Origin of the sequence: Amycolatopsis sp. NPDC021455, from assembly GCF_040640995.1 — a bacterium.
Taxonomy (GTDB): Bacteria; Actinomycetota; Actinomycetes; order Mycobacteriales; family Pseudonocardiaceae; genus Amycolatopsis.
Map to the genome: position 1 here is coordinate 25,124 of NZ_JBFACT010000027.1, position 15,114 is coordinate 40,237.

Sequence of the window (15,114 nt, forward strand, 5' to 3'; positions counted from 1 at the left end):
GGCCTCCTTCCCGGCTCTTAGAGCCGGGAAGGAGGCCTTCACGGACTTGGACTAGACGAGCAGCAGGAACAGGCAGCCGTTGGGCGTGCCCAGACCCGTCACGTCGTCGTAGCCGGGGGTGGTGTGGATGGTCAGGCTCTGGTAGTCCAGGGTGCGGACCGAGTGGAGCAGGCCACCCGAAGCGTCGACCGAGTTCGCGTAGTCGACGCGGGCCACGGCGGCGTCCACGTGCTTCACGTCGCTGATCGCCGAGGTGCGCGAGGTCAGCTTGTAGATCACGGGGTTGATGAAGCCGTGGTGGAAGTGGTCGAAGCTGTCGGCCACCGCCATGATGCCGGCGAACACCGGCGACGCGAGGCTCGTGCCGCCGATCCGGTACTGGTCGTAGTAGGCGCCGTCCGGGAAGGTCTGCGTCTGGCCGACCAGGAAACCGGTGTTCGGGTCACCGATCGCCGAGATGTCCGGGACGACGCGGCCCTTCTTGTTGCCGGTCTGGTTCTTCTTCGCCAGCGCGTCCGGGACGACACCCTTCTGGTAGAAGGGCTGCTCGAACAGCCGGCTCGTGCCACCACCGGAACCGCTGGTGTAGTTGGCCGGGCCGTAGACGCCGTTGGTCAGCACCGACTTGCTGGTCTCCCAGCCGGTCTCGAAGATCCGCTTGCCGTCCTTGCCGATCGCGATGGACGTGCCGCCGACCGCGGTGATCCACGGCGCCGAGGCGGAGAAGTCCGGCGACGGCGTGCCGAGGCGCGCGACCTCGTCACCGTTGTCGCCCGAGGAGAAGTAGACGCCGATGCCCTCGAGCACCGCCTGCAGCGAGATCTGGTTGAACACCTTGACCTCGTCGGCCGGGATGTCCTCGCCGGTGTCGCCGTAGGAGTTCGACACGATGTCGGCCTTGTGGCCGGCGATCACGTAGTTCAGCGCCACGTCGAGGGCGTTGTCCTCGCAGGACTCCCCGCCGACGTAGAGGATGTTCGCGCCCGGCGCGAGACCGTGGGCGGCCTCGACGTCGAGGGTCTCCTCGCCGTACCAGCCCGCCGCGTCGCACTGGTCCGGCGGCTCGAGGACCGGGTTCGCCGGGAAGACGTGCTGCGAGAACTGGCTCTGCCGCAGCGGGTGCGCCGGGTCGTTGCGGCGCGCGTACTCGCTGGCGTCGGCGTAGATGGTCGGCGAGGCGAACGCGTCCACGATGGCGATCGTGGTGCCCCGGCCGTCCGCGCCGACCTTGTCGACGCCGTAGGCCGAACGCAGCTGCGCCGGGGTGTAGCCGCAGGGCGCGTAGGGCAGCTGCTTGCCGTTGTAGGCGGGATCGGTGGTGTCGATCTTCTCGCCGTAGTAGGCGCTGCACGGCCGCGCGTTGCGGAACCCGGGGCCGGGCGGGACGTCCGACGGCGTGCCCGCGCCGGTCGCGTGGTCCGGCTTGAACAGGTTGGTCGCCTGGTCGACGCCGACGACGCCGAGCACGTCGCCGGCCAGGTTCGCCGGCACCGACAGGTTCTTGTCGGCGGCGCGCAGCGTCTGGCCCTTGACCTGGTACTTGCCCAGGTTGACGGCGAACGCCTTCTCCGTCTGGTCGGCCGTGCCGGTGGCTTCGACGTAGGCGCGGTTCGACGGCACCTCGCCGATGCTGAAGCCGTTGCCGGTCAGCCACGCCTTGACGGCGTTCACGGTCGCGTCACTGGCCGCGAAACGGTCGCGCACCTGGTCGGGGCTCAGGTACTGGCGGTAGGTCTTGCTGTCCGGGTCGGACACGGCCTGGGCCAGCGCCTCGGCGCCGGCGTTGTCGCGCTGGTTCAGGTAAACGCGGAAGCTCAGCTTCGCGGCGGGCGCCGTGTCGGCGACCTTCGCCTGCGCGTTCGCCCACAACGGGTGCGACTGCGGAATGTCCTGACGCCCCTGCGCCGACGCCGTCGCCGGCAGGGCGGCGGTGAGACCACCCACCACCGCGAGCGAAAGGAGCAGGGTGGAGCTTCTTCGCACAGAAATCTCCCTCTCGAATGCGGCCCCCAGAAAACGGGCCTGGAACACCGGGTGAGACTAGATCGGCGTTCCGGTCGCGGGGAAGTCCTTGCGGAACCGTTATCTCGCCGCGAATTCACCGGTGGTACGGAAATCCGGTTTGTCACTCGGAAATTGCGAGGAATAATCCTCGATGTACGTTACGTCCGGTTCGGTCCCGTATTGCGGAACAAGCGGGACCGGCCGTCGCCACCTACGAAAGTCGGTCGCTCCGTCCACTCGGGACAGTCGAATCCGTGACGGCACTTCGGCCGTCAGGCCTCCGCCAGGCGGCGATCCACCGCGGCCGGCGCGAACACCGACTCGACGACCATGGTGACCGCCCCGCCGATCGCTTCGCCACGGCCGCCGATTTCGACGCGCAGGCCCTGCGTCGCGCGCGGCAGCGCCCGCCGGTAGAGCACCTCGCGGACGCCGGCCACGAAGTGCGGCTCGGCGAGGTCGCCGGCGACCACCAGCACCCCGGGGTTGACCACGCAGACCAGCGTGGCGAGCACCTCCCCGACCTGGCGGCCGGCGAACTCGGCGAGCCGCACGGCGGCCGGTTCGCCGGCGAGGATCCGGTCGCGGACCCCCGAGCCCGACGTCGTCGGCAGGCCCTGTTCCGTCAGGCGCGCGGCCAGCGCGCCGCCGCTGGCGACGGCCGCGAGGCAGCCGAGCGAACCGCACGCGCAGCGGGCTTCGGGATACCCGGGCAGCCGGATGTGCCCGATGTCGCCCGCACCGCCGTCGATGCCGCGGTACACCTCGCCGCCGAGGACCAGCCCGGCCCCGATCCCGGTGGACACCTTGACCACGACCAGCGCGGCCGAGTCCGGGTACCGGGCGCGGTGTTCGCCCAGCGCCATCAGGTTGGCGTCGTTGTCCACCAGCACCGGGACGCCGAAACGGGCGCCGAGGTGGGCGTCGATCGGGAAGCCGTCCCAGCCGGGCATGATCGGCGGCTGCTTGACGCGGTTGTCCTCGACCGGGCCCGGCACGGAGACGCCCACGCCGCAGACCGGCCGGTCCACCTCGGCCAGCATCGCCTCGAACCACTCCGCGATCCGGCCGAGCACGGGCTCCGGGCCGTCGGCGACGCGCAGCGCGCCCGCGCGGTGCGCCAGCCGCCGTCCCGACAGGTCGGTGAGCGCGGCTTCGGCGTGCGTCGTGTCGATGCTCGCGGCGAGGACGACGCCGTGCTGGTCGTCGAACCGCAGGTGCCGCGCCGGACGGCCGCCGGTGGAGTCTTCCTGGCCGCCCTCGGCGAGCAGGCCCGCCGCCTGGAGCTGGTCGAGACGCGCGGTCAGCGTCGAGCGCGACAGCCCGCTGCGCGTCTGGAGCGCCTTGCGCGTGGTCGCCTCGCCCGTGCGGACCAGCCGCAGCAGCTCCCCGGCGCTGGTCGGCGTCGTCATCCGGCCCCTTTTGCTCATTGACAAGACATAAGTTGGAGATAGATTGGACATATGAACGTAACACGAGCCGCGGCCGTCCTCGAGGAGAACTGGCTGGGCTCGTCGACCGTGCCCTCACGCGGGCTCTACCCGCACCAGTGGAGCTGGGACTCCGCCTTCATCGCGTTCGGCCTGCGCCACCTGTCCCCCGCGCGGGCCCGCCGCGAGCTGCTGACGTTGTTCTCCGCCCAGTGGCGCGACGGCCGCGTGCCGCACATCCTCTTCAACCCGGACACCCCGCCCGAGGCGTACTTCCCCGGCCCGTCCTTCTGGCACGCCGGCCGGACGTCGGGCCTGGTCCAGCCGCCGGTGCACGCGCGGGCGGTGCTGGCCGTGCACGAGGCCGAACCCGACCCCGTGTTCCTCGCGACGCTGTACCCGAAGCTGCGGGCCTGGCACGAGTACCTGCGGACCGCGCGCGACGCGGGCGGGCGCGGGCTCGTGGCGATCGTGCACCCGTGGGAGTCGGGGATGGACAACAGCCCGGCGTGGGACGGCCCGTTGTCGGCCGTCACGCCGTCGACCGGGTTCGTCCGCCGCGACCTGCAGCACGGCGCCGCGGCCGACCGGCCGAGCGACGAGGACTACGGCCGGTACGTCCGGCTCGCCGCGGACTACCGGGACAGCGGCTACCGCGACTTCGGCGACTTCGTCGTCGAGGACCCGGGCTTCAACGCCCTGCTGGCCGACGCCGAGCTCGCGCTGGCCGAGATCGCCGGAATCCTCGGCCTGCCCGCGGCCGCCGCCACCCACCGGGAGGCCGCGGCGCGCGTCGCGAAGGCGTTGCAGGACACGTTGTGGGACAGCGCTTCCGGCTGGTTCTTCGCCCGGGACGTCCGGACCGGCGCGCTGACGCCGGAGTACACGTGCGCGGGCCTGCTGCCGCTGGTGCTGCCGGACCTGGCGGTCGCCCCCGCCCTGCTCGCGACGGCGACCGGCCCGCGCTTCCGGCTCGGCCGGGTGCACGGCGTCCCGAGCTACGACCTGACGGCCCCGGACTTCGACCCGGGCCGCTACTGGCGCGGCCCGTCGTGGTTCAACGTCGGCTGGCTGGTCCGCCAGGGCCTGCTGCGGCACGGCGAGCACGCCCTGGCGGCACGGCTGCGGGACGACCTCGCCGAGACGGCGGCCCGGACGGACTTCGCCGAGTACTGCGACCCGCTGACCGGCGACGGCCACGGCACGCGGTCCTTCAGCTGGACCGCGGCCCTGACCATCGACCTCCTGTCTCAGCCCGCCGCGGTCGCGTAGTCCGAACCCAGCCAGGTCTCGTCGATCCGCAGGCGCTTGTACCGCGTGCTGTCGCTCGAGGCCGCGTACGTGCTCGTCACCTGCAGCCGGACGTACCGGGCCGTCACCGCGGAGAGGTCGACGAACTGGACGCCGCGGTGGCTCGGCAGTGTCCCGGACTTCACGGCGTCTCCCCAGCTCTTGCCGTCGCTGGAGACGAACACCTTGTACGCCTTGATCCGCGCCGACTGCTCGGAGTCCGACCGGGCGTAGCTGACCGAGTCCTCGCGCTGGTTGATCCCGACGTACTGCACCTTCTTCGCCGACCCGAGGTCGAAGTCGAGGTTGACCGGCAGGGTCTTGCCGTTGTCGAAGTACGTCAGGTAGTCGCCGTCGCTCGCGGACTGTCCACTGTGCCCGCTCGCCGACGCGCTCGCCTTGAGCGTCACGGTCTTCGGGTCGTACGTGCCGGTGCGGCCCGCCGTCTCCACCTTGAACACCGTGTCGTAGGTGTCCCAGCCGGACAGGCCGGTCAGGGTCAGGCTGCCGCCGCCCTGGCTGAACGCGATCGCCGCGCCGGTGCGGAGGTTCGTCACCCGGCGGACGCGGTAGCCGTTGTCGCGGATCTTCAGCGTCGACGTCGACGGCTTGGTCAGGACGTGGACGTACTGCGTGTCGCCCTTGATGGTGATGACGCCGTGCGCGCCGTCGTTCCAGAAGCCCGGCTGCATGCCGCCGTACATGTACCCGGCGCCCTCGGTGCCGCCGAGGGACTCCCAGATCGCGTCCAGGTAGGTGTTCGCGAAGTTGTTGAACGCCTCCTGGTTCGACGGGAACTTGCCGTTCACCATCGCCGTCTCGGCCATCAGCGACTTGATCGACGAGCCCGAGTTGGTCACCAGACGTCCGATGTTGAGCATCTTGTTCACCGACGAGTTGGAGCCGCTGTACCACCAGGCGCCGGTGTCGGGCAGCTTGAAGCACGCCTCGGTGAGCCGGGGCATCGCCGTGTACGTCGCCTGCGGGTAGTCGTACGACGGCGTCATGCCGGTCTTCTGCTCGTTGCTGATCGTGTCCATGATCGGCGTGTCTTCGTTGTTGTTGCTCAGCAGGTAGTCGGGCCGCTGCTGGTAGATCTGCTGGTAGAGGTCGTGGGACTCCCAGTAGGCGTTGTCGTTGTCGATCCAGAACCCGCCGAGATCGGGGTAGTTCTTCATGACCTCGAAGAAGTTGTCGTAGCTGAACTGCCCGAAGCCGTCCTGGCTGTCGAGGTTGACGGTCTTGCCCTTGTACTTCGAGTAGCCGTCCGAGTCGAGCCACTCGTGGCCGCCCTCGTCGTGCCACTGGGCGTCGTTGGTCATGTAGAGGATGACCTTGAGGCCCTGGGGCTTCGCCGCGGCGATCAGCTCGCCCAGGAAGTCCCGCTTGGTGGAACAGCTGCCCGGGATCTTCGACGGCCAGGCCCGCGAGTAGCCGAGGCGGCTGTGGAAGGAAGCGAGCACGAGGTAGGACGCGTGCAGCTTCTTGGCTTCGGTGACCCAGTAAGTGGGACTCCACCCGCCGTCGGTGATCGCCTTCTCCCAGGCGCTGCAGCTGGTGTAGCCGGGTGACGTGCGCATGCCCCAGTGCAGGAACAGCCCCGCCTGGCTGTCGCGCAGCCACTGCTGGGAGGGTTTCTGCAGGTCGGCCGACGCCGGCGCGGCGACGAGCCCGGACACTGCCAGCAGCGAAGCGCACGCGAGGCCCAGGCGGCGCAGGAACTTGGCTGTCATCAACGACCTCCAGTGGTCTGGTCCACTCGGTGGTGTACTCCTGCCGTCGCGGCCTGGTCAAGGCTTAGATCCGACCTTTCCGCCGCGTTTCGCTGGCCGGTACATCGTTGCCGCCGCCATTCGGGTTAAATATCTGATATATGAGACGAGAGATCCGATCTCTCTTGACTGCGGGTCGGCGGGGCGAGTAGATGTTCTCCCCAGAGAGCGCTTTCGCTCCAAGACCATCGCTCCGGCGACACGGGTAGCACGCCGCGCCCCCCCAGAGCTGGTCGGGATGCCGACGGACGGCGGATCGGCATCCCGGCCACCCATCCACCGCGTCGCGGGGCCAGTGCACGAAAGGGACGACGATGTCCGAACACCCCCTTCGCCCGACCCGGCGCGCGGTCCTGGCCGGCACCCTCGGTGCCCTGGGCGCCTTGGCCGCGACGGGCCCCCTCGCGCGAGCCGCGGACCGGCTCCCCCCGATCGGCGACACGGCGCCCACGGACTGGTCCCGGGCCGTGATCGACTCGACGATGAAGCGCTACACGCCGGACAAGATCGGCGGCTGGGGCTACACCCTCGGGCTGTACCTCTACGGCCAGTACCTGTTCTACAAGCGCACCGGCGAGAACAAGTACCTCGACTACATCGTCGCGTGGTACGACCGGTTCATCACCGACAGCGGCATCTCGAACAGCTTCACGAACCTCGACTCGATGCGTTCGTGCCAGATGCTCCCGCTGCTGTACGCGGAGACCGGCCGCAAGAAGTACAAGACGGCGGCCGACCAGCTCCGCAAGCGGTTCCCGGCCTACCCGAGGACGTCCGACGGCGGCATGTTCCACGCCACCAGCAAGGTCGGCCAGCTGTGGGGCGACGGCGTCTACATGGCCCAGCCGTTCCTCGCGCTCTACGGCGCCGCGTTCAACGACGGCGCGTACTGCTTCGAAGAGTCCGCGAAGAACATCGTCGTGTACTTCAGCCACCTGCGCGAACCGGCCAAGGGCCTGCTGTACCACGCCTACGACGAGGACGGCTCCGAGTCGTGGGCGTCCGGGTCCGGGCACCACTCGAAGTACCACTGGGCGCGGGCGATCGGCTGGTTCGGCATGGCCACCATCGACATCCTCGAGGTGCTCCCGGCCGACCACCCGCGGCGGGCCGCGCTGATCGAGGTCGTGCAGTTCCTGGCCGCCGGCTACCAGCGGTACCAGGACGCGTCGACCGGCCGCTGGTACCAGGTCGTCGACCGCGGCGGCGACTCGAAGAACTGGCTCGAGACGTCGGCGTCGTCGATGTACACGTTCACGATGGCCCGCGGCGTCCAGCGCGGTTACCTGCCGTCGTCGTACCAGGCAGTGGCGGACAAGGGGTACGCCGGCGTGCTGAAGAAGGTGTCACTCGACTCGGACGGCCTGACGAAAATCACCGACATCTGCGAAGGCACCAACGTCGGCGACCTGTCCTACTACTACGGCCGCGCCCGCAAGACCAACGACTTCCACGGCCTCGGCGCGTTCCTCATCATGAACGAGCAGTACATGCACTGACCCCTCTCACGCCGCAGAAGGGGCCCCGGCCGACCGGCCGGGGCCCTTTCGTCGTGTCCGGAGGGTCGACACGCGTGACTGGGAAGTCGACACGCGTGATTGAAGGGTCGACACGGCTCCGGAGCCCGGTTCTGCCGTGTCGACCCTCAAATCACGTGAGTTGACCCTCCGATCACGTGAGTTGGCGTTCTGATCACGCAGGTTACGGGTGGGTCAGCAGGTGGAGGTGGAGTCCGACGTGTTGAGGCGGAGGGCGGAGCCCGACGTGGTGGCCGAGTCCTTGACGCAGTAGCCCGTCACCGACTGGAAGCCGATGTCGAACGGGCTCTTCGAGCCCTTCTCCGCCGTGAAGTGGTCGAACGTGATGTCGGAGCTGTTGTTGACGATGCTCGCCGGGCGGCCGTCGTCCTTGCCGAACTCCACCGAGCTGTCGGCGAACCTGATGCCCGACGCGTAGTGCAGGTACCAGCCGTACGACGGGCGGGTGCCGATGCTCTTCGGGTTGTAGTCCGTCGCCGTGTTGCTCGGCACGCCGGTGCCCATGGTGCCGTTGCCGCCGGGGACCGTCAGGTGCACGCCGGTGAACGTGACGTCCGAGACGCGGTGCGAGCCGTCCGCGCCCCAGATCGTCGGGCTGAAGTTGCTGCCGGTGTGCGTGCCCGTGATGTTGTCGAACGTGATGCCGCTGATCGAGCCGACGCCGGGGTTGTTCCCGCAGCGTTTCCGCGTGCCGATCTTCATCATGATCGGCGAATACGTGCCGGACATGGTGATGTTGCGGTAGTGCACGTCGGAAATCTTCGCGCCGTCCATCGAAACGATGCCGATGCCGGATTTGTGCGCGCCGGTGATCGTGATGTCCGAGAACTGGTAGCCGGTGAAGTCGCCGCACGTCTCGGAGCCGAACATCAGCGCGTTGCAGCACTGCGCCGAAAGTTTCGCGTTGTTCACCGTGACGTTCCCGTTCGGCAGTTTCGCGCCGAGCGCGTAGTCGCTCTTGAACACGAGGGCGTCGTCGTTCGCGGCGATGTTCGCATTGGTGATCGTGACGTTGGTGGTGCTGATGATGTTCCAGCCGTCGCGGTCGCTCGCCGTGTCGATGGTCAGGTGGTCCGAGACGACGTTCTTGCAGCCGTTGATCAGCGCCGCGAAGTGCCCGCCGCGGCGCAGCTTGATCCCGGACAGCGTCAGCCCGTCACACCGGGTGAGGGAAAGGATCTTGTCGGCTTCGCCGGACTTCGGGTTGCCGGTGATGAGGTTGCCGCCGCCGTCGATCGTGCCGGCGCCGGTGAACCCGATGTTGGTCAGCTTGTCGCCGTAGAACATCGCGTTGTGGAAGTGGCTGTGGCCGTAGTCCTGGTAGTCGTCCCACTGGTTCGACTCGGGTTTGTCGTAGGTGTCCGCACTCGACCCGGTGATCGTCGCGCCCGCGTCGAGCTGGATCGTCACGTTGCTCTTGAGGTGGACGGTGTTGGCCGACTTGTAGGTACCGGAGGTGAACCGGACGGTGCCGCCGCCGGCCGCGTTGGCCGCGTTGACGGCCTTGTCGATGGCCGAGGAATCGTTGGCCGACCCGTTTCCCTTGGCGCCGTAGTCCTTGACGTCGTAAACGCCGCCGGGAGCCGCGGTGGAGACACCGGCGCCGGTCACCACCAGCCCCGCCACCGCGAAAGAGATCAGCAAGAATTTCGCTTGCACCGTATGACCGCCTTGTCATGGAATCGAAAAAGCTCGGCATGACGGCGGAGCACTCAGATTACGAGCGTCCGGAGCGGACTGTCAAGATCGCCGCGGCGGCAAGGAAAAAAGGCCCGGGAGACCCGCGCCACCCCCAGTCGGACGCGGGTCCCCCGGGTGTTTCGGTGTGGCCGGATCCGCCGGGACACCGCGAGCCCGCCGGCTCCGGTGTCCTATCAGGATTTCCCGCAGTCTACCTGCACCGGGCGCGGGGTTCCCGTGTGATTTTCATGGTCGCCACCGGGAATCCGTCATGATCGGCGCGCCTCAGCCGAACCCTACTCCGGACGACAGCAGCGTGAACGCCCGTTCGGCTGCCGCGACGGCCTCCGGGTACCGCTCCCCCGCCGGGACACCGGCGGCGACCGCGTCCATGTTCGCCGTGGCGAGCGTCCGGCGGACGGCGGTGATCTGCGCGGCCGCGAGACCCGCGTCCGGCGGCCCGACCCCGGCGTCGGCGAGGGCGGCGGCCAGCGCCGATTCGCCGGCGGAGGTGAACTCCGCCAGCCTGGCCACCAGCGCGGGGGTCCGGGTGACCAGCCGGAACACCGCGAGGACGGCCGGGTCGTCGCACAGCCCGGTCACCGGTTCGCGTTCGGCGAGACCGCGCAGGAACGCCTCCCGCAGCGCGGCCAGCGCACCCTGCCCCGGACGCCGGGCGCGGACGACGTCCGCCGCGTCGGTCTCGTGGTCGGCGAACCGGTGCAGCACCAGGTCCTCCTTGGCCGGGAAGTAGGCGAAGAGCGTCCGCTTGGACACTTCGGCCACCCGCGCCACCTCGGCGACCCCGACAGCGTCGAACCCGCGCTCGAGGAAGAGCTCGATCGCCGCCGTGGAAATCGCCGCCCGCGTGCGGAGCTTCTTGCGCTCCCGCAGGCCCGGTTCATCGGTCACGTCACGCAGCGTAGCTCCGCACCCGAGGCGCACGTGTGCGCACAGACACTCCGAATGGATCTATCCGGACCGGACGGCGCAGCCCTAGCATCCGCTGTATGGGGGAACTCATCGGGCAGGTTGAGACCACCTCGCTCACCATCCGCGTCCTCGGACCGCTGGAGGTCACGGCCGCGGGGCAGGTGATCGCGCTCGGCGGTCCGAAGCCCCGGCTGCTGCTGGCCGCGCTGGCGTTGCAGCCGAACGTCGTGGTGTCGACCGACGTGCTGGTGGAAGTGCTGTGGCCGGAATCGGCGCCGCGGTCGGCCGCGGCGAACATCCGCACGTACGTCCATTCGCTGCGAAGACGGTTCGCCGAGATCGACCCCGCCCTGGGCGAGCGGATCAGCAGCCGGGCCTCCGGCTACCTGCTGACCGCGTCGCCGGACGAACTGGACCACCTCGCCTTCACCGCCTTGGCCGGTGAAGCGCAGGAAGTGCTCGACGGCGGCGAAGCCGAGAGCGCGCTCAAGCTCCTCGACCGGGCCGACGCGCTGTGGCGCGGCGAAGTCCTCGAAGGCCTGCCGCACGACCACAGCTGGGGCGCGACCGTCGCCCGGCTCACCGAACTCCGGCTTTCCGTGCAGGAACAACGCCTGAAGGCCCGCATCGGCCTCGGCCGGTGCGGCGAGGCCGTCGCCGAGCTGCGCGGGCTGGTCACCGAACACCCGCTGCGCGAGGAGCTGTGGGCACAGCTGATCGTCGCGCTGCGTGCCGCGGGCCGGACCACGGACGCCATCGAGGCGTACGAGTCGGCCGAGCGGGTCCTGCGCGAAGAGCTCGACGCCGAACCGGGCGCCCGGCTGCGCGAACTGCGCGCGACGCTGGTGCCGGAGAGCGTCCTCGCCCCGCGGCCCGCCGAAGTCGCCCCGGTCTGCCAGCTGCCCCTCGACCTGCCGGACTTCACCGGCCGCGACGACTTGATCGGCGAGGTCGTCGGCCTGATGCGGGACCGCGCGGACTCCGGGACGCCCGCCGTCATCGTGCTTTCCGGTGCCCCCGGCGTCGGCAAGTCGGCGATCGCCGTCCGGGTCGCGCACGCGGTCCGCGACGACTTCCCCGACGGCCAGCTGCACGTCGACCTGGCCGGCACCTCGTCGTCGCCGCGGGCGCCGATGGGCGTGCTGGCCGAGCTGCTGCACGCGCTCGGCATCCCCGACGCCGGCCTGCCGCGGGAGCTCGCCGAGCGGGCGGCGCTGCTGCGGTCGCGGCTGGCCGGGCGGCGGATGTGCGTCGTGCTCGACGACGCCGGCAGCGCCGCCCAGGTGCGGCCGCTGCTGCCCGGTGCCGGGTCCTGCGCGGTGCTGGTGACCAGCCGCATCCGGCTGCCCGGGCTCGCCGGGGCGACGCCGGTGGACGTCGACCTGCTGCCCGAGGTCGAGGCCGCGCGGCTGCTGGAGGGCATCGTCGGCGCCGACCGGGTGGCCGCCGAGCCGGAGAGCGCCGCGGCGATCCTGCGCCAGTGCGGGCACCTGCCGCTGGCGATCCGGGTGGCCGGCGCGAAGCTGACGAACCGGCCGGGCTGGACGCTGCGGCTGCTGGCCGACCGGCTGGGCGACGAACGCCGCCGGCTCGACGAGCTGCGCGTCGGCGACCTCGCCGTCCGGGCGAGCGTGACGCTGTCCTACGACCTGCTGCCGATGTCGGCGGCCACCGCCTTCCGCGGGCTCGGGCTGCTCGGCCCGGTCCAGTTCCCGGCGTGGGCGGTCGCGTCCGTGCTGGGCCGCCGCGACGCCGACGACGTGCTCGACGTGCTGGTCGACGGCCACCTCGTCGAGCTCGTCGGCTCCGACTCGGCCGGCCAGCCGCGCTACCGCCTCCACGATCTGCTGCGCGTGTACGCGGTCGAACTCGCGGAGCGGAGTGACGCGGCGAAGACGCGGGCCGGCCTGCGGCGGGTGCTGGAGGGCTACCTGGCGCTGGCGCTCGAAGCCGCGCGCCGGATGCCCCTGCACTTCTTCGGCATGTACTGCGACGACGAGCTGCCGCGCCCGGCGGTGCCCGCCGACGTGCTGCCCGGCGACCCGGCCGCGTGGTTCGCGGCGGAGCGGCACACCAGCGTCGCGGCGGTTTCGCTCGCCGCCGAGCACGGCTTCGACGACCTGGCCTGGCAGCTGGCCTCGGCGCTGACGCCGTACTTCGACCTTCGCGGGCACCAAGACGACTGGCACAGCACGCACACGATCGCCCTCGCCGCGGCCCGCCGGACGGGTTCGCTGCGCGCCGAGGCGATCGTGCAGCGCAACGTCGGCCAGTACCTGCTCTACCAGGACGACTACGCCGAGTCCCGGGTGGCGTTCGAGGAGTCGAAGGCGTTGTTCGAGCGCGTCGGCGACGCCCAGGGCGTCGGCATCGCGCTCACCGGCCTCGCCACGATCCTCCGGATCGACGGCGAGGACGACCTGGCGCTCGACCACTGCCACGAGGCGCTGGAGCTGTTCGACGAAGCCGGCGACCGGCACGGCGAAGCGGTGGCGCGCATCGGCGCGGGCGCGGTCTGGATGTCCCGCGGCTGCTACGCGGCGGCGAAGCGCTGGTTCACCGACGCACTGGAGCTGTCGGCGGAGATCGGCGACCGGCACCGCGAGGCGCACGCGTACAAGCGGCTGGCGCTGCTCCACCAGCACCAGGGCAACCTGGCCGCGGCGCGCGAGCACGTCGACCGCTCGATCGCGATCTTCACCGAGCTGGGTGACGACCACTGCGTCGGCTACGCCAACCAGAACCTCGGCGAGCTGTGCCTGCACAGCGGCGACTTCGCGCACGCGCAGCTGCTCCTGGTCAACTCCCTGTCGGTGCACCGCCGCAACGGCGACCGCCGGTCGGAGGCGGAGGTGTCCCAGCTGCTCGGCGAGCTGCACCGGGCCCTCGCGCAGCCCGAGCGGTCGCGCGACTACTCCGAGCGGGCGCTGGCGATCTGGCACGAGCTGTCGGCTCCGCCGAAGGAGCCGCTGACCGTCGCCGGGGAGCCGCCGCACATCGTCTCCGCCTGAAGCACACCGGCCCGAAGCGCCCCACCCAAGCCCAGCACAACCGCCCCCTCACTGCTTGTACGGATCATGTACGCCGTCCGGTCAGTCTTTCGCCACGTTCGAGTGAACGAGTGCGAGAGGAGAACCGGGGATGATCCGGATCAAGAAGGCCGGCCGCGTGACCGCGGCGGTCCTGGCCGCCGGGGCGGTGACGGCGCTGGCCGGAGGCCCCGCCCAGGCCGCGACGGCGCCGTCGGGCACCGCGAACTGGACCGCCGACCTGTCCACTGTGGACAACGATGACGTCAACGTCACCGGTGCGGGCGGTACCCTGACCCTGGCCGACGCCGCGTGGCACAGAACCGCCCGGGTGTTCGCCGGCAGCGAGGGCAGCCTGACCACCGCCGCGCACACGCTGGGCGCGCCGTCGAACCGCGTCAGCGCGGAACTGAACCTCGACACCCCGAAGGGCACTTCGGTCGACGTCGACGTCCGCGGCCGGACCGGTGTGAACGACTGGACCGAGTGGACGCCCGCCGGCACCGCGCTGAAGAGCACCGTGAGCGAGGTGCAGGTGCGGATCAGCCTGCACAGCACCACCGACGGCGTGCGGCCCACGGTCAAGGGCGTCGCGCTCAGCGCCGACAGCGTCCCGCAGGTCAACGCGCTGGCCGCGTCGACCGCGCTGACCTACAAGATCTACGCCACCCGCGAAGGCCTGACCGGGCAGACGACCGCCAACGGCCACGTCATCACCAGCCGCGACCACTTCGTCGCGCTGCCGTCCGGGCGCGCGCTGTCCGGCAAGGGCTCCGGCACCTACACCGTGCGCGTCTGCAAGACCGACGGCAGCCGCTGCGAGTACGCCCCGGTGTGGGACGTCGGCCCGTGGAACACCAAGGACGACTACTGGAACCCGGCCTCGGTGCGCGCCGAGTACAAGGACCTCCCCCAGGGCCAGCCGGAGGCGTACGCCGCCTACCACAACGGCTACAACGGCGGTAAGGACGACCTCGGCTACAAGGTCGGCAACCCGGCCGGCATCGACCTCGCCGACGGCGTCTTCTACGACGGCCTCGGCATGTCGGACAACGGCAACGTCAACGTCACCTACCTGTGGACCGGCTCCGACAAGACCGGCGTCATCAGCACCGCGGGCGACCCGATGAACGTCCGGGCGAGCGCGAGCACCTCGGCCGCCATCAAGGGTCTCGCGGCGAACTACGCCAAGGTCAACATCGAGTGCTACGTCGAGGGTGACACGGTCACCGGCAAGTTCGGCACCGGCAACATCTGGGACCGGATCGGGCCGAACAACTACGTCTCGGACACCTACGTCCAGACCGGCTCCGACGACCCGGTGGCGCCGCACTGCTGAACCACCGGCTCGAGTGAACCACGATCATCGCGTGGTTGACTGCCCTCACCCCCGCGATAACAGCGAAGGCCCGGCATTCCCCCGCCGGGCCTTCGCCCA

Annotated in this window: 9 protein-coding genes; 4 read left to right on the top strand and 5 right to left on the bottom strand. The window is 70.2% G+C overall.

Going from position 1 to position 15,114, the window contains the following annotated elements; all coding sequences use genetic code 11:
* Nucleotides 1-51: 51 nt before the first annotated feature.
* Both AB0G28_RS26885 and AB0G28_RS26890 read right to left on the bottom strand, forming a co-directional pair.
* Nucleotides 52-1,983 (bottom strand): S53 family peptidase, encoded by a 1,932-nt coding sequence (locus AB0G28_RS26885; RefSeq protein WP_361094539.1) that lies wholly within the window; start codon nucleotides 1,981-1,983, stop codon nucleotides 52-54.
* Nucleotides 1,984-2,276: 293 nt separating this feature from the next.
* Nucleotides 2,277-3,434: an ROK family protein gene (locus tag AB0G28_RS26890; RefSeq protein WP_361094541.1), complete on the bottom strand. Its 1,158-nt coding sequence runs from the start codon at nucleotides 3,432-3,434 to the stop codon at nucleotides 2,277-2,279.
* A 33-nt stretch (nucleotides 3,435-3,467) separates the two neighbouring features.
* Here AB0G28_RS26890 and AB0G28_RS26895 point away from each other — a divergent pair, with 33 nt between their 5' ends.
* Nucleotides 3,468-4,706: a trehalase family glycosidase gene (locus AB0G28_RS26895; RefSeq protein WP_361094544.1), complete on the top strand. Its 1,239-nt coding sequence runs from the start codon at nucleotides 3,468-3,470 to the stop codon at nucleotides 4,704-4,706.
* On the opposite strand, the gene AB0G28_RS26900 is transcribed toward AB0G28_RS26895, so the two are convergent.
* The gene (locus AB0G28_RS26900; RefSeq protein ID WP_361094547.1) at nucleotides 4,685-6,457 is read right to left on the bottom strand and encodes an alpha-L-fucosidase; all 1,773 of its coding nucleotides are present in this window, start codon (nucleotides 6,455-6,457) and stop codon (nucleotides 4,685-4,687) included. The two genes, AB0G28_RS26895 and AB0G28_RS26900, sit on opposite strands and share 22 nt — an antisense overlap.
* Before the next feature lie 353 nt (nucleotides 6,458-6,810).
* Here AB0G28_RS26900 and AB0G28_RS26905 point away from each other — a divergent pair, with 353 nt between their 5' ends.
* Complete coding sequence (locus AB0G28_RS26905) at nucleotides 6,811-7,995, top strand: glycoside hydrolase family 88 protein (RefSeq protein WP_361094550.1); 1,185 nt, start codon at nucleotides 6,811-6,813, stop codon at nucleotides 7,993-7,995.
* Between the two features lie 213 nt (nucleotides 7,996-8,208).
* Here the strand turns inward: AB0G28_RS26905 and AB0G28_RS26910 are convergent, their stop codons facing one another.
* Nucleotides 8,209-9,693, bottom strand: a complete 1,485-nt coding sequence (locus AB0G28_RS26910; RefSeq protein WP_361094553.1) for a glycosyl hydrolase family 28 protein — start codon at nucleotides 9,691-9,693, stop codon at nucleotides 8,209-8,211.
* Nucleotides 9,694-9,999: 306 nt separating this feature from the next.
* On the bottom strand, nucleotides 10,000-10,626 hold the full coding sequence (locus AB0G28_RS26915; protein ID WP_361094556.1) for a TetR family transcriptional regulator: 627 nt from the start codon (nucleotides 10,624-10,626) through the stop codon (nucleotides 10,000-10,002).
* Nucleotides 10,627-10,724: 98 nt separating this feature from the next.
* On the opposite strand from AB0G28_RS26915, the gene AB0G28_RS26920 reads away from it, so the two are divergent.
* The gene (locus AB0G28_RS26920; RefSeq protein ID WP_361094559.1) at nucleotides 10,725-13,658 is read left to right on the top strand and encodes a BTAD domain-containing putative transcriptional regulator; all 2,934 of its coding nucleotides are present in this window, start codon (nucleotides 10,725-10,727) and stop codon (nucleotides 13,656-13,658) included.
* 130 nt (nucleotides 13,659-13,788) lie between these two features.
* A complete protein-coding gene (locus AB0G28_RS26925; protein WP_361094562.1) occupies nucleotides 13,789-15,015 on the top strand; it encodes a hypothetical protein in 1,227 nt (408 codons plus the stop codon).
* Nucleotides 15,016-15,114 lie beyond the last annotated feature (99 nt).

Bases quoted from the DNA above. Each gene is read 5' to 3' on its own strand.
- AB0G28_RS26890 (WP_361094541.1), bottom strand. From the start codon at position 3,434: ATGAGCAAAAGGGGCCGGATGACGACGCCGACCAGCGCCGGGGAGCTG.
- AB0G28_RS26895 (WP_361094544.1), top strand. From the start codon at position 3,468: ATGAACGTAACACGAGCCGCGGCCGTCCTCGAGGAGAACTGGCTGGGC.
- AB0G28_RS26920 (WP_361094559.1), top strand. From the start codon at position 10,725: ATGGGGGAACTCATCGGGCAGGTTGAGACCACCTCGCTCACCATCCGC.
- AB0G28_RS26900 (WP_361094547.1), bottom strand. From the start codon at position 6,457: ATGACAGCCAAGTTCCTGCGCCGCCTGGGCCTCGCGTGCGCTTCGCTG.
- AB0G28_RS26925 (WP_361094562.1), top strand. From the start codon at position 13,789: ATGATCCGGATCAAGAAGGCCGGCCGCGTGACCGCGGCGGTCCTGGCC.
- AB0G28_RS26905 (WP_361094550.1), top strand. From the start codon at position 6,811: ATGTCCGAACACCCCCTTCGCCCGACCCGGCGCGCGGTCCTGGCCGGC.